The organism is Streptomyces sp. AF1A, from assembly GCF_047340315.1.
GTDB lineage: Bacteria > Actinomycetota > Actinomycetes > Streptomycetales > Streptomycetaceae > Streptomyces.
In genome coordinates this window covers 26,466-42,909 of sequence record NZ_JBLEBI010000022.1, presented here as the reverse complement: position 1 = coordinate 42,909, position 16,444 = coordinate 26,466, and the positions used below count along the sequence as shown (strand labels likewise).

Annotated in this window: 18 protein-coding genes; 7 read left to right on the top strand and 11 right to left on the bottom strand. The window is 70.6% G+C overall.

Annotated features, from left to right (window positions below):
* Window positions 1-38 precede the first annotated feature (38 nt).
* Complete coding sequence (locus ACLU3S_RS10330) at window positions 39-1,400, bottom strand: glutamine synthetase family protein (protein ID WP_413951454.1); 1,362 nt, start codon at window positions 1,398-1,400, stop codon at window positions 39-41.
* 24 nt (window positions 1,401-1,424) lie between these two features.
* Window positions 1,425-1,547: a hypothetical protein gene (locus ACLU3S_RS10325; RefSeq protein ID WP_413951453.1), complete on the bottom strand. Its 123-nt coding sequence runs from the start codon at window positions 1,545-1,547 to the stop codon at window positions 1,425-1,427.
* 178 nt (window positions 1,548-1,725) lie between these two features.
* On the opposite strand from ACLU3S_RS10325, the gene ACLU3S_RS10320 reads away from it, so the two are divergent.
* The gene (locus ACLU3S_RS10320; RefSeq protein ID WP_413951452.1) at window positions 1,726-2,919 is read left to right on the top strand and encodes a globin domain-containing protein; all 1,194 of its coding nucleotides are present in this window, start codon (window positions 1,726-1,728) and stop codon (window positions 2,917-2,919) included.
* A gap of 85 nt (window positions 2,920-3,004) precedes the next feature.
* Here ACLU3S_RS10320 and ACLU3S_RS10315 read toward each other — a convergent pair whose 3' ends face one another.
* Both ACLU3S_RS10315 and ACLU3S_RS10310 read right to left on the bottom strand, forming a co-directional pair.
* Window positions 3,005-3,802 carry a hypothetical protein gene (locus ACLU3S_RS10315; RefSeq protein ID WP_413951451.1) on the bottom strand — a complete coding sequence of 266 codons (798 nt, stop codon included), beginning with the start codon at window positions 3,800-3,802 and terminating at the stop codon, window positions 3,005-3,007.
* A gap of 48 nt (window positions 3,803-3,850) precedes the next feature.
* The gene (locus tag ACLU3S_RS10310) at window positions 3,851-4,294 is read right to left on the bottom strand and encodes an RrF2 family transcriptional regulator (protein ID WP_413951450.1); all 444 of its coding nucleotides are present in this window, start codon (window positions 4,292-4,294) and stop codon (window positions 3,851-3,853) included.
* A gap of 146 nt (window positions 4,295-4,440) precedes the next feature.
* Here ACLU3S_RS10310 and ACLU3S_RS10305 point away from each other — a divergent pair, with 146 nt between their 5' ends.
* From ACLU3S_RS10305 to ACLU3S_RS10295, 3 genes are all read left to right on the top strand, one after another.
* The gene (locus ACLU3S_RS10305) at window positions 4,441-5,118 is read left to right on the top strand and encodes a DUF3105 domain-containing protein (protein ID WP_413951449.1); all 678 of its coding nucleotides are present in this window, start codon (window positions 4,441-4,443) and stop codon (window positions 5,116-5,118) included.
* Window positions 5,115-5,747: a DUF305 domain-containing protein gene (locus ACLU3S_RS10300; RefSeq protein WP_413951448.1), complete on the top strand. Its 633-nt coding sequence runs from the start codon at window positions 5,115-5,117 to the stop codon at window positions 5,745-5,747. The genes ACLU3S_RS10305 and ACLU3S_RS10300 overlap by 4 nt, the downstream gene beginning before the upstream one ends.
* Before the next feature lie 272 nt (window positions 5,748-6,019).
* A complete protein-coding gene (locus ACLU3S_RS10295; protein ID WP_413951468.1) occupies window positions 6,020-7,924 on the top strand; it encodes a protease pro-enzyme activation domain-containing protein in 1,905 nt (634 codons plus the stop codon).
* Between the two features lie 373 nt (window positions 7,925-8,297).
* On the opposite strand, the gene ACLU3S_RS10290 is transcribed toward ACLU3S_RS10295, so the two are convergent.
* The gene (locus ACLU3S_RS10290; protein WP_413951447.1) at window positions 8,298-9,143 is read right to left on the bottom strand and encodes a JmjC domain-containing protein; all 846 of its coding nucleotides are present in this window, start codon (window positions 9,141-9,143) and stop codon (window positions 8,298-8,300) included.
* Between ACLU3S_RS10290 and ACLU3S_RS10285 the strand changes: the two genes are divergently transcribed.
* On the top strand, window positions 9,114-9,617 hold the full coding sequence (locus ACLU3S_RS10285) for a class I SAM-dependent methyltransferase (RefSeq protein WP_413951446.1): 504 nt from the start codon (window positions 9,114-9,116) through the stop codon (window positions 9,615-9,617). The genes ACLU3S_RS10290 and ACLU3S_RS10285 overlap by 30 nt on opposite strands.
* A 55-nt stretch (window positions 9,618-9,672) precedes the next feature.
* On the opposite strand, the gene ACLU3S_RS10280 is transcribed toward ACLU3S_RS10285, so the two are convergent.
* A complete protein-coding gene (locus ACLU3S_RS10280) occupies window positions 9,673-9,954 on the bottom strand; it encodes a DUF397 domain-containing protein (RefSeq protein ID WP_413951445.1) in 282 nt (93 codons plus the stop codon).
* Entirely contained in the window at window positions 9,926-10,789 is an 864-nt protein-coding gene (locus ACLU3S_RS10275; RefSeq protein ID WP_413951444.1) for a helix-turn-helix domain-containing protein, read from the bottom strand. Before ACLU3S_RS10275 ends, ACLU3S_RS10280 begins: the two co-directional genes overlap by 29 nt.
* 130 nt (window positions 10,790-10,919) lie before the next feature.
* Here ACLU3S_RS10275 and ACLU3S_RS10270 point away from each other — a divergent pair, with 130 nt between their 5' ends.
* Entirely contained in the window at window positions 10,920-11,144 is a 225-nt protein-coding gene (locus ACLU3S_RS10270) for a hypothetical protein (RefSeq protein WP_413951443.1), read from the top strand.
* Window positions 11,145-11,149: 5 nt separating this feature from the next.
* Window positions 11,150-11,497 (top strand): ATP-binding protein, encoded by a 348-nt coding sequence (locus ACLU3S_RS10265; protein ID WP_413951442.1) that lies wholly within the window; start codon window positions 11,150-11,152, stop codon window positions 11,495-11,497.
* A 64-nt stretch (window positions 11,498-11,561) separates the two neighbouring features.
* Here ACLU3S_RS10265 and ACLU3S_RS10260 read toward each other — a convergent pair whose 3' ends face one another.
* The 4 genes from ACLU3S_RS10260 to ACLU3S_RS10245 form a co-directional block, all read right to left on the bottom strand.
* Complete coding sequence (locus ACLU3S_RS10260) at window positions 11,562-12,779, bottom strand: MFS transporter (RefSeq protein WP_413951441.1); 1,218 nt, start codon at window positions 12,777-12,779, stop codon at window positions 11,562-11,564.
* Between the two features lie 93 nt (window positions 12,780-12,872).
* The gene (locus tag ACLU3S_RS10255; protein WP_413951440.1) at window positions 12,873-13,922 is read right to left on the bottom strand and encodes an endonuclease/exonuclease/phosphatase family protein; all 1,050 of its coding nucleotides are present in this window, start codon (window positions 13,920-13,922) and stop codon (window positions 12,873-12,875) included.
* Window positions 13,923-14,105: 183 nt separating this feature from the next.
* Entirely contained in the window at window positions 14,106-14,741 is a 636-nt protein-coding gene (locus tag ACLU3S_RS10250) for a TetR/AcrR family transcriptional regulator (protein ID WP_413951439.1), read from the bottom strand.
* 94 nt (window positions 14,742-14,835) lie between these two features.
* Window positions 14,836-16,422, bottom strand: coding sequence for an MFS transporter (locus ACLU3S_RS10245; protein WP_413951438.1), 1,587 nt, complete (start codon window positions 16,420-16,422; stop codon window positions 14,836-14,838).
* Window positions 16,423-16,444: the final 22 nt, after the last annotated feature.

Genomic DNA, 16,444 nt, shown 5'->3' with positions numbered 1-16,444 from the left:
CTGGTACAAGACCGAAACCGATACCAACGGCCCCGCGCCTACAGCACCGGCAGGTTCTTCTTCAGCTCGAACGCCGTCACCTCGGAGCGGTACTCCTCCCACTCCTGCCGCTTGTTGCGCAGGAAGAAGTCGAAGACGTGTTCGCCGAGGGTCTCGGCGACGAGGTCGCTGCTCTCCATGAGGGTCAGGGCCTCGCCGAGGTTCTGCGGGAGGGGCTCGATGCCCATCGCGCGGCGTTCGGCGTTGGACAGGGCCCAGACGTCGTCCTCGGCGCCCGGCGGGAGCTCGTAGCCCTCCTCGATGCCCTTCAGGCCGGCGGCGAGCAGGACGGCGTAGGCCAGGTAGGGGTTGGCGCCGGAGTCGATGGAGCGGACCTCCACGCGGGCGGAGCCCGTCTTGCCGGGCTTGTACATGGGCACGCGCACCAGGGCCGAGCGGTTGTTGTGGCCCCAGCAGATGTACGAGGGGGCCTCGCCGCCGGCGCCGGCCGTGCGCTCGGATCCGCCCCAGATGCGCTTGTAGGAGTTGACCCACTGGTTGGTGACCGCGGAGATCTCCGCCGCGTGCTTCAGCAGGCCCGCGATGAAGGAGCGGCCGACCTTGGAGAGCTGGTACTCCGCGCCGGACTCGTAGAACGCGTTGCGGTCGCCCTCGAACAGAGACAGGTGCGTGTGCATGCCCGAGCCGGGGTGCTCCGAGAACGGCTTCGGCATGAAGGTGGCCTGGACGCCCTGCTCCAGCGCGACCTGCTTCATGACCAGGCGGAACGTCATGATGTTGTCCGCCGTGGAGAGCGCGTCGGCGTACCGCAGGTCGATCTCCTGCTGGCCCGGCGCGCCCTCGTGGTGGGAGAACTCCACCGAGATGCCCATCGACTCCAGCATGGTGATCGCCTGGCGGCGGAAGTCCATGCCGATGGCCTGCGGGGTGTGGTCGAAGTAGCCGGAGTTGTCGGCGGGGGTCGGGCGCGAGCCGTCGAGGGGGCGGTCCTTCAGCAGGAAGAACTCGATCTCCGGGTGGGTGTAGAAGGTGAACCCCAGGTCGGAGGTGCGGGCGAGGGCGCGCTTGAGGACGTAGCGCGGGTCGGCGAAGGAGGGGGACCCGTCCGGCATGAGGATGTCGCAGAACATGCGGGCGGTGCCGGGGGCCTCGGCGCGCCACGGGAGGACCTGGAAGGTGGAGGGGTCCGGCTTGGCGATCATGTCGGACTCGTAGACGCGGGCGAAGCCCTCGATGGCGGATCCGTCGAAGCCGATGCCCTCGTCGAAGGCCTGCTCCAACTCGGCGGGGGCCACGGCCACGGACTTCAGGAAGCCCAGCACGTCCGTGAACCACAGGCGTACGAACCGGATGTCGCGCTCCTCCAAGGTCCGGAGCACGAACTCCTGCTGCTTGTCCATCTTCCGCTTCCCCATCCTTGCTGGTCAGGCCGCCTGTCCCCGGTCCCGCAGAAGGCGGTCGGGCATCTGAGCATCCCACCACAGCACCATTTCGTGCGCGTTGCGGACCTTGATCGCCCCAGCGTCCACGGCCTGAACGCCTCTCATACGGCAGCTGTACTGCTCTGTTGCCCATCTTGCCTGCTCGGACCGACATCCGTAACGGCCGGGCGCCTCCCGACGTGAGGGATGCCACGCCCGTTTAATTTGCATCTCAGATGCAAGTTTTCATAGCGTTCTGATCAGTCGAGATGTGAAGAGATCCGACGAGAACCGAGGAGATCCGATGCTGTCCGAGCAGTCCGCAGCCACCGTCCGTGCCACCCTTCCCGCCGTGGGCGCGGCGATCGGCGAGATCACCGACCGCTTCTACGCGCGTCTCTTCGCCGCCCACCCCGAACTGCTGCGGAACCTGTTCAACCGCGGTAACCAGGCCTCCGGCGCCCAGAAGCAGGCCCTCGCGGGCTCCATCGCCGCCTTCGCCGGGCACCTGGTGAAGCACCCGGACGAGCGCCCCGACGTCATGCTGAGCCGGATCGCGCACAAGCACGCCTCCCTGGGCGTGGCCCCCGAGCACTACCCGGTGGTGCACGAGCACCTCTTCGCCGCCATCGCCGAAGTGCTCGGCGAGGCCGTCACGCCCGAGGTCGCCGCCGCCTGGGACGAGGTCTACTGGCTGATGGCCAACGCGCTGATGGCCATCGAGAAGCGGCTGTACGAGGAGAGCGGGACGACGGCCCGGCGGCCGTGGGAGGTCGTGGAGCGCGTGGAGGAGACGGCCGACGTCGTCACCTTCCGGCTGCGGCCCGCCGACGGCGGCCCGGTGCGCGACTTCCGCGCCGGGCAGTACGTCTCCGTCCAGGTCGAGCTGCCCGACGGCGCCCGGCAGATACGGCAGTACAGCCTGTCCGGCGCCCCGGGCGACGGCGTGCGCCAGTTCACCGTCAAGCGCGTGCAGGGCGCGGACTCCGCGCCCGACGGCGAGGTCTCGAACCACCTCCACGCGCGCGTGCGCGTCGGCGACGTCCTGGACCTGTCCGAGCCGTACGGCGACCTCGTCCTGGACGCCGGGGCCGAGACGCCCCTGCTGCTCGCGTCCGCGGGCATCGGCGTGACCCCCATGGTCGCGATGCTGGCCGACCTCGCGGCCCGCGGCCACGGCGCCCCGGTCGCCGTCGTGCACGGCGACCGCTCCCCCGCGGAGCACGCCCTGCGCGCCGACCACGAGTTGTACGCGGGCAAGCTGCCCGAGGCGGCCGTGCACTTCTTCTACGAGCGCGACGCCGAGCCCGGCACCCGCACCGGCCTGGTGGACCTGGCCGACGTCGCCGTGCCGGCCGGCACCCGCGCCTACCTGTGCGGTCCGCTGCCCTTCATGCGCGCGGTGCGCGCCCAGCTGATCGACAAGGGCGTGGCCCCGGCCGACATCCACTACGAGGTGTTCGGCCCGGACCTGTGGCTGGCGCAGCAGGCCGCCTGACCCGCTCCTCCCTGGTCGTGCGCGCCGGCCAACCTGACCACCCCGGTCAGCCCTGGTCGTGCGCGCCGGCCGTCTTCGCCCCCGGTCACCCCCGATCGTGCGCCCCCGCCGTCCTGGTCACCGCGCCGATCAGCGGCTGGAGTCGGTCGACCAGGGCCTGGTAGTCGGCGCTGCGGCCGTCCGACCACTGGGCCAGGCCGACCACCGCGAGCCTGCCGGTCCCGGCGAAGGACTGCACCAGTCCGCTGTCCGCCGGGAGCGACTTCAGGCCGGATCCGGCGGGCGGCAGCAGCACGCCCACCTCGTAGTCGGTGGGATGCGCGCCCAGGGTGGTGACCAGGTGGACGGCGTCGGCCGGGTCCTTCATGCCGAACACGACGATCGTGTACTCATTGTGCGAGGCGTCCCGGTAGAGGGCGCCCACGACGCCCCGGCAGCCCTTGCTCCGGTCGATCAGCGCGGTCAGCTCGGGACCGACCATGCCCGAGCCCGTGCAGTTGGGACCGCCCGACTGCTTGACCTTGGTGAAACCGTCGACGTGTGCCGGGAACGCCTGGTCGGCGGCGACCATCGCGGCCGGCCCCGTGGACGGCGCCGACGGCTTCGCCGGCCGCGGCGAGGGGGCGGCCGACGCGTGCCCCGCCGTCCCGGCCGCCGTCTCGTGCCGGGCGCCGTGGCCCGCGGTCAGCCATAGCGCGATGCCGGCCACGGCGGCCACGGCGGCGGCGACCGCCGACGCCGCCACGATCCCGCGGCGCCGCCGGCGCTGCGCGACGGCCATGCGCTCAGCCGCGCTCGGCTCGTGCATCCCCCCGCTCTTCTCGAACTCTCTGACGAACTCGTCCCACAGTTCGTCACCCGTCCCCTGGTTCGCGTCAGTCACGCGCGCACCCTAACGCCCGCCTGTGGACGGCCGGACGGCGCATGCGCGTCACCAGCCCTGCGGCCCCCGGGAGATGTCCAGCAGGAGCGGGCCCGTGGGCCCGGTGACGATGTCGGCGACGGTGACCGGGTCCAGGGCCGCGTAGAACGCCTCCTGCGCCTGGCGAAGGGCGCCGCGCAGCCGGCAGCCGGACCTCAGGGGGCAGGGCGTCGGACCGTCGCAGTCGACGACGTCGTCCTCCCCCTCGAAGACGCGGACGACCGCGCCGACCGACGCCGTACGGCCCTTCTCGGTCAGGGCGAGGCCGCCGCCCCGGCCGCGGCGGGCGTCGACCAGACCCAGATGCTGGAGTTCGGCGACGACCTTCGCGGCATGCGTGTAGGGCACGTCCATGTCCGCCGCGACCTGCCGGGTCGTGGGCGTGGTGTCGCCGGCGACCGCGAGTCGCATCAGGACGCGCAGTGCCAGGTCGGTGGAGCGCAGCAGCCGCATACCACGAGCGTAGGTAATAAGAATCCAGCATTCAAATTTAGCCCCTTCCCCGTGCCCTCACTGCGGACGGCCCCCACTCCCGCACTACGATCAGCGAGCCCCACTGCTTCTGCCCGCCCCTCCCCCCCCCAGAAGGACAACGCCTCATGGGTTCCGCCAAGAACAGCAGCACCGCGGCGCGCAAGGCGCGCATCGAGGAGATGCGCCGCGCCGAGAGGGCCCGCGAGCGCCGCACCCGGGTGCTCGTCGTCGCCGCGTCGGTGGTGGTCGTCGCCGGTCTCGCCGTCGGCGGCGTGGTCCTCGTGAACGCGCAGTCGGACAAGAAGGACTCCGCGGCGAGCAGTGACGGCAAGGGCTCCGGCGACTCCGGGCACTGGGTCACCGGCAAGGACGGCGTGCGCACGTGGAGCGGCAAGCTGTCCCGGACGCACGTGACGACGAAGGTGTCGTACCCGATGCACCCGCCGGTCGGCGGCAACCACAACCCGGTCTGGCTGGACTGCAACGGCGACGTCTACACCAAGCCGGTGCAGGACGAGAACGCCGTGCACGCGCTGGAGCACGGCGCGGTCTGGGTGACGTACACCGGCAAGGCGAGCAAGGCCGACGTGGCCGCGCTCGCGGCCAAGGTGAAGCAGACGCCGTACTCGCTGATGAGCCCGTACGAGAACCAGGCCGCGCCGCTGATGCTGTCGGCGTGGGGGCACCAGGTGGCCGTGAAGAGCGCGAAGGACCCGGAAGTGAACAAGTTCTTCGCCACGTATGTGCAGGGGCAGCAGACGCCCGAGCCGGGCGCCTCGTGCACCGGCGGAGTCATGAAGTGAGGCGGCGGCACGTCGGGTGGGTCGCGGGCGCCGCGGCGGCGGTCCTCGTCGCGGCCGGGGGCATCACCTACGCGGTCGCCGAGGACACCGGCGGCTCGCACACGGCGACGCCGGGCGCGGAGTCGGCGGACGCCGGGTTCGCGCGGGACATGGCCGTGCATCACCAGCAGGCCGTCGAGATGTCGTACATCATCCGGGATCGGACCGGGAACGAGGACGTGCGGCGGCTCGCCTACGACATCGCGCAGACGCAGTCCAACCAGCGCGGCATGCTGCTGGGTTGGCTGGATCTGTGGGGCCTGCCGAAGGTGTCGGCGAAGCCGCCCATGGCCTGGATGGGCATGGGCGACATGCCCGAGCGCGGGGACGGCTCGCTGATGCCGGGCATGGCGACGAACACGGAGCTGAGGAAGCTCCAGTCGCTGAGCGGCAAGCAGGCGGAGATCTTCTACCTCCAGCTGATGACGGACCATCACAAGGGCGGCATCCACATGGCCGAGGGCTGTGTCGCCAAGTGCACCGTCGGGGTGGAGAAGCGGCTGGCGCAGGGCATGGTGGACGCCCAGCAGTCGGAGTTGCGGGTGATGGACGGGATGCTGAGGGAGCGCGGAGCGAAACCGCGTTCCTGAACAGAGCGGATGCCGTTTCGTTATCCGCCCGTGAGGACCAAAGGCGCAATTCGCCCCAGCTGACGGTTACTTGAGCTTCTCTTGACCATTACGTTCCCCTGGCATGAACGGTTCATCGCAAGAGTGGCCCCCATCGTGTGATCCATTCGCCGGCCGATACCGCCGCGGGCCGGCGTGCGGAGGCGCGAGGCACCTACCACTACGTGCATGCGCATCGCATCGCAGGGGGTTCTATGAGATCCAACCGCGCCAAGGTGCGTGCCGGTGTGAGCATGGCAGCGACGCTGCCCATGATCGCCGGCGCGCTGGCGCTGGGCATACCCGCGGCACACGCTGCGGACAGCCCCGCTCGTAACGTACTCAAGGGCACCAAGCCGCTCTGGGCCACGGCCAAGGCGGACAAGGGCGCGGCCTCGAACAGCGCCCAGGTCAAGGCCCGGGTCTACCTGGCCGGCAAGGACGCGGCGGGGCTCGCCGCCTACGCCAAGGCCGTGTCGGACCCCAGCTCGCCGCTGTACGGCAAGTACCTGAGCGCCAAGAAGGCGCAGGCCCGCTTCGGGGCCACCAAGGCCCAGGTGACGGCCGTCAAGTCCTGGCTCACCTCGGCCGGTCTGAAGGTCACCGAGGTCACCTCGCACTACGTCGCCGTCTCCGGTGACGTGGCCGCCGCCGAGAAGGCGTTCGGCACCCAGCTGCACAACTTCGCCAAGGGCTCGAAGACCTACCGGGCCCCGGCCCAGTCGGCCTCCGTGCCTCAGGGCCTGAAGGGCGCGATCCTGACCGTCACCGGCCTGGATAACGCCCCGCACAAGGCCAACCACGACGACCAGCTCCCGCCGCCGGACGCCGTGTTCAAGAACGCCGGGCCGTTCTCCTCGTACTACGGCTCGAACGTCGCGAGCACGCTGCCGAGCGCGTACGGCCACAAGATCCCGTACGCGGTCAAGGGCTACACCGGCAAGCAGCTGCGCGCCGCCTACGGCGCCGGCTCCTACACCGGCAAGGGCGTCCGGATCGCCATCACCGACGCCTACGCCTCGCCGACCATCGCCTACGACGCCGGCAAGTACGCGGTCAAGCACGGGGACGCCGCCTGGAAGACCAGCCAGCTGCACCAGGTGCTGCCGAAGAACTACACCAAGACCGACGAGTGCGGCGCGGCCGGCTGGTACGGCGAGGAGACCCTCGACGTCGAGGCCGTGCACGCCGTCGCGCCGAAGGCCGACGTCACCTACGTGGGCGCCGCGTCCTGCTATGACGACGACCTGCTCGACTCGCTGAGCAAGATCGTCGACAACCACCTGGCCGACATCGTCTCCAACTCCTGGGGCGACATCGAGGCCAACCAGACGCCGGACCTCGCGGCCGCCTACGACCAGGTCTTCCAGCTGGGCGCGGTGCAGGGCATCGGCTTCTACTTCTCCTCCGGCGACAACGGCGACGAGGTCGCCAACACCGGTACGAAGCAGGTCGACACCCCGGCCAACTCGGCGTGGGTGACCGCGGTCGGCGGCACGTCCCTGGCCGTCGGCAAGGGCGACAAGTACCTGTGGGAGACCGGCTGGGGCACCGAGAAGGCCTCGCTGGCGACCGACGGCAAGAGCTGGACCGGCTTCCCCGGCGCCTTCACCTCGGGCGCGGGCGGCGGCACCAGCAAGACGGTCGCCGAGCCGTACTACCAGAAGGGTGTCGTCCCGGACGCGCTCGCCAAGGCCAACAACGCCTCCGGCAACCGCGTCGTCCCGGACGTCTCGGCCATCGCCGACCCGAACACCGGCTTCCTGGTCGGCCAGACCCAGACCTTCCCGAACGGCTCGCAGCAGTACAGCGAGTACCGCATCGGCGGCACCTCGCTCGCCGCTCCGGTGATCGCGGCGGTCCAGGCCCTGGCCCAGGAGGCGCGCGGCGGCAAGGCGATCGGCTTCGCCAACCCGACGATCTACGCCAAGTACGGCAAGAAGGGCGTCTTCCACGACGTCACGGACAACCCGACCGGTTCCGGTCTCGCGGTCGCCCGTGTGGACTTCGCCAACGGCTACAGCGCCGCGGACGGCCTGCTCTACTCGGTCCGCAGCCTCGGCAAGGACAGCTCCCTGACCGCGGTCAAGGGCTACGACGACGTGACGGGCGTCGGTTCGCCGGCGGCGGGCTACGTCAACTCGTACCGCAAGCACTGACCCAGGGGGTCGGCAGACCCGCTGATCCGTGCACACAGAAGGGGCACCCGGTCACCGGGTGCCCCTTCGCCGTGTGGGGCGTCAGCGGGTGAACGTCCGTGCGGGAGCGGGGACATGGGCGGCCACCACCCGGCCGGCGTGCGCCGCCTCCCGGCGCCGCTCCACCACCCACGCCACGCTCGCCACGCCCAGTCCGAGAAACCGCGAGCGCTGCGCCGCGGAGGGCGGAGGACGTGACTCCGCCCCCCGGCGGCGTCTTGCGGGTCACCGGCGGGCGGGCGCTTGGAGCAGCCCAGGGAACCTCACGAACTGACGGATGCGAGGTCCCGCCCATCCGCCTCGGATGGCGGACCGACGGGGCCGGTTTGGGCGGTCAGGTGGTGTACTCCAGCTCTTTCAGGGCGGCTTGTCGCAGAGTCGGCGTGAGGTCGTCGGGGGCGAGACCTTCCAGGTACGTCACCAGCTCCTGGCGGGCTTGTCGCACCCGTTCGGTGAGGGCGGGCCCGTGGATGTCGCCCGGGAGGATGATGCGGCGGAAGCCGGGGTTGGCGATGACGCCCTCGACGAGCTTCTCGGCGAGCCACACGGGCGTGCGCTCGCGGATGGCGAATGTCAGGTGGACGCTGTGCTCGTCGGCGTCGGCCACGTGCGGGTTGAGGACCCAGCCCCGAGGCAGCAGAAGCGACTGCCCCGCGCGAAGATCGACCTCCATGTCGGGGCCGGCGGCTTCCCAGTCGGGGATGTAGTGGTCCCGCCAGACCCGCCATGACTCGTTGTACTCGCGCATAGGGGCCTCCACCGGCGGCCGCCACAGCTGCCGGCGCTTGACGCCCGCCGTCTGCACGATGACGGCCATCTGCTGGTCCCAGTGGTGCCGCAGACCCTGGTTCCCGGGAGGCGTCAGGAAGGCATGGATGTAGATGCTGTAGCCGGTCTCCGCCTGGATGTTGCGGGACACGCGGGCCATGAACGGGATGACCCGCTGAAGGTTGCCCAGGCGGAGCGTGAACCCCTTCTCGTACAGCTTGCGGAGCTTGGCCGCGTCGGTGCGGCCGTTGGTGATGTAGGCATTCTGGCTGAGGGACGGCCCGGGGGCCTTGACGACGGCGATCTCGCTCGCCGGTACGCAGCCGGTGTCGACGTAGTCGTGGAGCCCCGCAGCCTCACGGCCGCCGACGCCTCGTTCGACGTGGTCCTGCTGCTCGGACCGCTCTACCACCTGGTCGCTCGCGCCGATCGCGACCAGGCGCTCACCGAGGCCTACCGTGTGCTCAAGCCGGGCGGCCTGCTGGCGGCGGCAGGTATCAACCGGTACGCCAGCCTCTTGGAGCACACTGCGTTCGGACACCTCTACAAGGACCCGATGCAGAAGAGCATCGGCCAGATCCTGGCCTCGCAGATCCACGACGGGAAGAAGGCGTTCACCGCGGCCTACTTCCACAGCGGGGAGCAGCTGCGCAACGAGGTGGCCACCGCCGGCTTCGCTGACGCCGAGGTCTTCGGTGTCGAGGGGCCGGCCTGGTCCATGCTCGCGGCGGCCGAACGAAACACCGGCGGCGACTTCCGCGACAGCCCGCTCTTTGAGTCGGCACTGACGGCAGCACGTATGGCCGAGCCGTATCCCGAGCTTCTGGCCGCTAGCTCGCACCTGCTGAGCATCGGGCACCGACCAGGCTGCGGGACGCTTCGCTGAGTTGAACAAAGGGGGCCCGGGGTCGATGACCCCGGGCCCCCTTTGCGTTGCCGGTCTATCGGGACTTGAGGGCGGTGATGAAGGGGGTCCAGGCGGTGGGGGTCAGGAAGAGCACGGGGCCACCGGGGACCTTGGAGTCGCGGACGGGGATGAGGCCCGGGATGTTGTCGGCGACTTCCACGCAGTTGCCTCCGTCGCCGTTGCTGTAGCTCGACTTTCGCCAGAGGGCGGCGCCGGGGAAGTCGCCGGCCACTTCCACGCAATCCCCGCCGTCACCGTTGCTGTAGCTGCTCTTGAACCAGAGAGCGTCACTCAAGTCGATCCGGTTGCTTGACATCTCGATAATCCTCTGCCGCGGCCTTGATCATGGCGAGGGACGTGTCCGGTGACAGCGCGACAGCCCTGAGCCGATCGTATGCCTTGCGGTACTGCTTCACGAGGGCCGGATCGTCGATGGTGTCCCCGCTGTAGGACGCTTCGATGTAGAGCAGCGGCGGCGCGTCCGGGAACGTCATGACCTTGATGGACGCGGCCATCAGAGGATACGGCCCACACGTCCGCGGAACGATCTGCGGAGTGATCCGGTGCCGCTCGGCCAACTCCACGATCCGGTCGAGTTGTTCGGCCGCATCCGGCGGCGGGAGGATCGGGTCCGCGATCAGCGACTCGTGCAGGATCGCCCAGTACTCCGGGGTGGAGTGATCCTTCTCGAAGAGGCGGGCGCGGGCGAGTCGGGCGGTCACCTTTTCCTCGACCCACTCGTCGGAGGCCGCCGGGTGGGCCGAGCGAACCAGCGTTCGTGCGTACGGCGCCGTCTGGAGCAGCCCGGGAAAGGTGATGGGGCACCACTCCTCGATGGACTCCGCGTACTTCTCGGCCTCCAGGACCTTCTCGAAGTAGGCGGCATGCGGCCCCCGCCGCGCCCTCCGCACATCCTCGCAATGCCGCTCGAAGAAACCGTCCGTCCCCAGGACCCGATCCGCATGCCGGGCCAGATCGAGCGGCATCCTCCGCTCGCCGCGTTCGATGTCGCTGAGGTAGGTCTTGCCGTAGAAGCTGCCCTCCAGGAACGCTTCCAGGGACAGGCCCGCCGCCTCCCGCTTCCAGCGCAACTCCTTGCCGTAGAAGGTCGGGACGCTCATCGAGCCGTCGATGTCCTTGCGCCGTGCCACCCGCTCACCGCCGTAACGCACCGTGCCTTTTCCGCTGTTCGCGTCGTGGACGCGAATCCCCTTTCACGGTAGCGACCCTGGCGACACTCTGTGAGGTGTTCGTCACACGCCGCACAGAAGGCTGCCCCCCATGCCCGACCTCCCCTCCCCCACCCCCTACGACGTCACGCTCTGCGTGGAGGAACTCCGTTCGGCCCTCGCCCTGCACGGCATCACGCTCCCGTCGCTCCGGGTGGACCTGCCGAGTTTCGCGGGTAGGTACGCCCGGCCCGCCGGACTCGTCACGCTCGGCAGCTGCAACACGGCCACGGCGCGGGCGCTGGCCGCCATGCTGCGGAAGGCGGCGGAACGGTGACGACAATGCTCGAACTCCGCCTGCTCGCCACGCCGAAGGCGGCGCCTGAGCTGCGTCGCATGCTCCGCGAGCACAGTGACGACGTCCGGCTCTGCGCGACGGAGTTGCTGACGAACATCATCGACCACGTGGGCGAGGGCACGCCGGTGACCGTGCGCGTCGCGGGTACGGCCGCGGCTGACGGCCGTACCCGCATCGAGGTGAGCGACCCCGACCCGCGCGCCCTGCCCGTCCTGCTGCGGGCGGCGGAATCGGCAGAGTCCGGGCGGGGGCTGGCGCTGCTCGACGCCCTGGCCGAGCGGTGGGGCGTGGTGCAGGGGGCAGACGGGAAGACGGTCTGGTGCGAGGTGTGAGGGCACGGCCGACCGCCGGGTAGGCGGTCGCGTCACCGGCGCCGGGGCCGAGGCACGCCGGCGCTCAGTGGTGCAGCGCCCCCGCCCCCTCCGGTACGTGGGCCGTGACGACGCGTCCGGCCGACGGAGTCACCCGGCGCCGGTCGACCGCCCACGCCACGCTCGCCACACCCAGTCCGAGGACCGCCAGCGCCGCGCCGGCCAGGGCGGGGGACGTGGCGCCGAAGCCCGCGGCGAGGGCCAGGCCGCCGATCCAGGCGCCACCGGCGTTGGCCAGGTTGAAGGCCGCCTGGTTGGCGGAGGACGCGAGGGAGGGGCCCGCGGCGGCCTTCTCCATGACCATCATTTGCAGCGGGGAGCCGGTGACGAACGCCGCCATGCCGAGCAGGGCGACCGCAAGCGCCGCGCTCCACTCGGCCCGCATGAGGAGGGGGAACAGCCCGAGGACCAGGCCCAGCGAGGTCAGCCCGCCGAACAGCGTGCCGCGCATCGAGTGGTCCGCCAGACGGCCGCCCAGCAGGTTGCCGGCCGTCGCGCCGACGCCGAAGAGCGCGAGCAGCAGCGTGACGTCGGTCTCTGCGAAACCGGCGGAGCGCGTCAGCATCGGGGTGACGTAGCTGTAGGCCGCGAAGAGCGCGCCGAAGCCGGCGACCGTCGTGCCGAGGGCCAGCCAGACCGGCAGGGACCGCAGGGCCGCCAGTTCGTGGCGCAGGCCCTTCGGGGTCTCCGTACGGCCGCCGTGCCGCGGCACGAGCAGCGCCAGCGACGTGATCGCCGCCAGGCCGATCACGCTCACGCCGAGGAAGGTGGCCCGCCAGCCCAGGTGCTGGCCGACCAGCGTGGCCACCGGCACGCCCGCGATGTTGGCGACCGTCAGGCCGAGGAACATCAGGGACACCGAGCGCGCCTTGCGCTCCGGCGGGACCATGGTCGTCGCGACGACCGCGCCCACGCCGAAGAACGCACCGTGCGGCAGGCCGCTGAGGAAGCGGGCCGCGAGCAGCGCGTCGCCGCCGGGCGCGAACGCGGAGAGCGCGTTGCCCGCGACGAACAGGGCCATGAGGGCGATCAGGACCGTGCGGCGGGACATCCGCGCGGTGACGGCGGCGAGCAGCGGGGCGCCGATGACGACGCCCAGTGCGTACGCGGACACCAGGTGGCCCGCGGCGGGGATCGAGATGTGCAGGTCGTCCGCGACGTCGGGGAGCAGCCCCATCATCGCGAACTCGGTCGTACCAATGCCGAAAGCGCCGACGGCCAGTGCGAGCAGGGCCAGGGGCATGAAGGGCCTGTGCCTTTCGAAGGAGAGCGGAGTTCCGTACGCGTCAATGTTCAGTGACGGAACAAAGTCTCTCAGGCCCGCTATTCCGGTGGGTTACGAGGGCGTGTCCAGCTTCACACGGGCCGCCACCGGCAGATGGTCGCTGCCCGTGCGGGGCAGGGTCCAGCTGCTCACCGGCTCGACGCCCCGGACCAGGATCTGGTCGATCCGCGCCATCGGGAACGACGCCGGCCAGCTGAACCCGAAGCCGCTGCCCGCCGCGCCCTGCGTGGAACGCAGCTGGGAGCTGACGGCGTTGAGGGAGCGGTCGTTCATGGTGCCGTTGAGGTCACCGAGCAGGACGACCCGCCTCAGCGGCTCGTCGGCGATGGCCTCGCCGAGCGCGTCGGCGCTCGTGTCGCGCTGCCGGGCGGTGAACCCGGCCTTCAGCTTCACCCGCACCGAGGGCATGTGGGCGACGTACACCGCGATCGGGCCCTTGGGGGTGGCGACGGTGGCCCGCATCGCCCGCTTCCAGCCCAGCTTGATGTCGACGGCCCGGACGTCGCTCATCGGGTACTTGCTCCACAGGCCGACCGTGCCGACGACCGCGTGGTACCGGTACGTCGAGGCCAGCGCCTTCTCGTAGACGGGCACGGCGGAGCCCGGGACCTCCTCCAGGGCCAGCACGTCGGCGCCGGAGGCGGCCACGTCGCGGGCGGTCGCGGACGGGTCCGGGTTCTCCGCGTTGACGTTGTGCGTGGCGACCATCAGGTCGCCGCCGGCCCCCGACTTGTCGGTGAGCAGCCCGCCGAACAGGTTCAGCCACACGATCACCGGGAGGGCCACCGCGAGGAGCGCGGTCGCCGACCTGCGGAGCAGGGCGAGCGCCAGCAGCACGGGCACGGCCAGGCCCAGCCAGGGCAGGAACGTCTCGGTGAGACTGCCCAGGTTGCCGATCCGGTTGGGCACGTGCGCGTGCAGCGCCATCACCAGGGCGAGCAGCAGGGCCAATGCGGCGAGGACGGCGCCGCGGCGCCAGATGCGCGGGTCGCCGCGCCAGGGGTCGACGATGCGGTGCACCAGGCGCCGAAGCCGGGATTCGCGTCGCTCGGGCCCCGAGCCGCCGTGGTCCGTCTCCGTCATGTACGCCTGCTGCGCCATACCGTCTGCCTCACTGCCTGCCGTGCACACCGTTCGTTTCCCCTGTGTTCTTCCGACCCTAGGGGATGATCGGCCCGTTCCCGCCGTCCCATGACGGCCGTACGGAAGACGAGGACGAACAAGGCGGCGCCGGGGGTTCCGGTTGCCCCGGCGGCGGGGGGTGTCTGTGACGAAACGTGCACATCAGCGCGACGGGACCGTCGAGCTGACGGGCCGTAGGCCGGCCAGCGCGATGTCGACGATCTCCTCGGACAGGCCCTCGTGCAGATCGGCGTCCGGGCGCAGCACGCTGCGTACGAGCATGGCGCCGACGAACATGTCGTTGGCCAGTTCCAGGTCGACGTCCGCGCGCAGTTCGCCGTTGCGCTGCCCGCGGCGCAGCACTTGCAGGCCGAGCCTGCGCCGGGGCGTGACCACCGCCTCGTGGTAGGCGGCCCAGATTTTCGGGCTGCTCTTCATCTGGGCGTACACGTTGTGCAGGATCGCCGAGGTGCGGCTGGCGAGGCCGCGGATGCGCAGGGACTCCAGCAGGGCGACGAGGTCGTCGCGCATGGAGGTGCCGGGGAGTTCGAGGTCGGCGGGTTCGGCGGCGCGCATGGCGTCGACGAACAGCTCCTCCTTGCCGCTCCAGCGGCGGTAGATGGTGGCCTTGCCGACCCCGGCGGTGCGGGCGATGCGCTCGATGGAGAGCTCGGCGAGGGGCACGCCCTCCTCCAGGAGCTGCATCACGCCTTCCAGGATGGCCTGTTCCACGGCCTCGCTGCGGGGCCGGCCCCGTACGGGACCGCCCGGGCACGACCGGTTGTCGGCAAGGCTCACGTCACTCCGTCCTCTCACTGCGCTGCGGGTATTGTTCCGCAGCCGCCTCCTTCCCCCGTGGCCCCCGTGGACCGCATGGACTCGTTTTCGGACGTCAGTCCGTGGCGGCGACCAACTCCGGTTCCTTCTTGCCCTCCTGACCGGCCGGCGGCCTGCCCGGCAGGAACAGGGCGGTGACCACGGCGCCGATCAGCGCGACTCCCGTGCCGCACAGCGCGGTGACGTGCATGGCGTGCAGGAAGGCGTCGTTGGCCGGGTCGACCAGGACCCTGCCCTGCGGGCCGAGCTTCTGGGCGATGCCCAGGGTGGCCTCGATGGACTCGCCGGCCTTGTCGCGCAGGGCCGGCGGCAGCACTCCGAGCCTGCCCTCGATGCCGTTGCGGTACGCGGTGGCGAGCACCGAGCCGAGGACGGCGATGCCGAGCGCGCCGCCGACCTGGCGGAAGGTGTTGCTGAGCGCGGAGGCGGAGCCGGCCTTCTCGCGCGGCAGGGCCTGCATGATGACGACGGAGGTCGGCGTCATGATGTGCGCCATGCCGGTGCCCATCAGGAAGAAGATGACCTCCAGCAGCCAGATCGGCGTGTCGGCCTCGAAGGTGGCGAAGGTGGCGAGGGTTCCGGCGATCACCACCAGACCGGCGGTGGTGGTGGCCTTGTTGCCGAACCGCTCGACCACCAGCCGGGCGCGCGGCGCGAAGATCATCTGCGCGGCGGCCAGCGGCAGCATCAGCAGGCCGGACTGCAGCGGCGAGTACCCGCGCACGCTCTGGGTGTAGAAGACCGAGAAGAAGGTGACGCCCATCAGCGCGAAGAACACCAGCGCGATGGCGGCCATGGCGGCCGAGAAGATCTTGTTCTTGAAGTAGGTGACGTCCAGCGACGGGTGGTCGCTGCGCCGTTCGAAGAGGACGAAGAGGGCGAGGACGACCAGGCCGGCGACGATGGTCGCGAGCACGGTGGCGTCGGTGAAGTCGGCCAGCTGGCCGCCCTTGATGATGCCGTAGACCAGCAGCACCAGGCCGACGACGGACAGGACCACGCCGATGGGGTCCACGCGGCCCGGGTTCGGGTCGCGGGAGTCGGGCACCAGCCACACCATCAGCACGAGCGCGAGGATCACGATCGGCACGTTGATGAGGAAGACCGAGCCCCACCAGAAGTGGTCGAGGAGCGCGCCGCCGGTGATCGGGCCGATGGCGATGGCGAGGCCGACGCCGCCGGCCCAGATGCCGATGGCCTTCGGCTGCTCCTCGCGCTCGAAGACGTTCATCAGCACGGCGAGCGTGGCGGGCATGACGAAGGCGGCACCGAGGGCCATCAGGGCGCGGTAGGCGATCAGCTGGCCCGGGGACCCGGACTCGGCGGCGAGCGCCGAGCCGATGCCGAACACGGCGATGCCGGCGAGCAGCACCTTCTTGCGGCCGAGGCGGTCGCCGATGAGGCCGGCGGTGAACAGCAGGCCGGCGAAGACGAGCGTGTAGGCGTTGATGGCCCACTCGATCTGACTCTGCGTGGCCCCGAGGCCGGTCGGAGCCGGGGTGGAGATCGTCTTGATGGCGACGTTCAGGATCGAGTTGTCGAGCACCACGATCAGCAGGCTCAGCATCAACACGCCCAGAATCGCCCAGCGGCGCCGGTGCACCGCTTCCGGTATCCGGGAGGCAGGGACGGAAGTTGTCATGTGTTCGAGCCTAGGACCATTC

Coding starts and splice junctions, on each gene's coding strand:
- ACLU3S_RS10255 (WP_413951440.1), bottom strand. CDS start 13,922: ATGGCGCAGCAGGCGTACATGACGGAGACGGACCACGGCGGCTCGGGG.
- ACLU3S_RS10320 (WP_413951452.1), top strand. CDS start 1,726: ATGCTGTCCGAGCAGTCCGCAGCCACCGTCCGTGCCACCCTTCCCGCC.
- ACLU3S_RS10310 (WP_413951450.1), bottom strand. CDS start 4,294: ATGCGGCTGCTGCGCTCCACCGACCTGGCACTGCGCGTCCTGATGCGA.
- ACLU3S_RS10330 (WP_413951454.1), bottom strand. CDS start 1,400: ATGGACAAGCAGCAGGAGTTCGTGCTCCGGACCTTGGAGGAGCGCGAC.
- ACLU3S_RS10260 (WP_413951441.1), bottom strand. CDS start 12,779: ATGCCCCTGGCCCTGCTCGCACTGGCCGTCGGCGCTTTCGGCATTGGT.
- ACLU3S_RS10325 (WP_413951453.1), bottom strand. CDS start 1,547: ATGAGAGGCGTTCAGGCCGTGGACGCTGGGGCGATCAAGGTCCGCAAC.
- ACLU3S_RS10280 (WP_413951445.1), bottom strand. CDS start 9,954: ATGTCAAGCAACCGGATCGACTTGAGTGACGCTCTCTGGTTCAAGAGC.
- ACLU3S_RS10295 (WP_413951468.1), top strand. CDS start 6,020: ATGGCAGCGACGCTGCCCATGATCGCCGGCGCGCTGGCGCTGGGCATA.
- ACLU3S_RS10245 (WP_413951438.1), bottom strand. CDS start 16,422: ATGACAACTTCCGTCCCTGCCTCCCGGATACCGGAAGCGGTGCACCGG.
- ACLU3S_RS10265 (WP_413951442.1), top strand. CDS start 11,150: ATGCTCGAACTCCGCCTGCTCGCCACGCCGAAGGCGGCGCCTGAGCTG.
- ACLU3S_RS10305 (WP_413951449.1), top strand. CDS start 4,441: ATGGGTTCCGCCAAGAACAGCAGCACCGCGGCGCGCAAGGCGCGCATC.
- ACLU3S_RS10270 (WP_413951443.1), top strand. CDS start 10,920: ATGCCCGACCTCCCCTCCCCCACCCCCTACGACGTCACGCTCTGCGTG.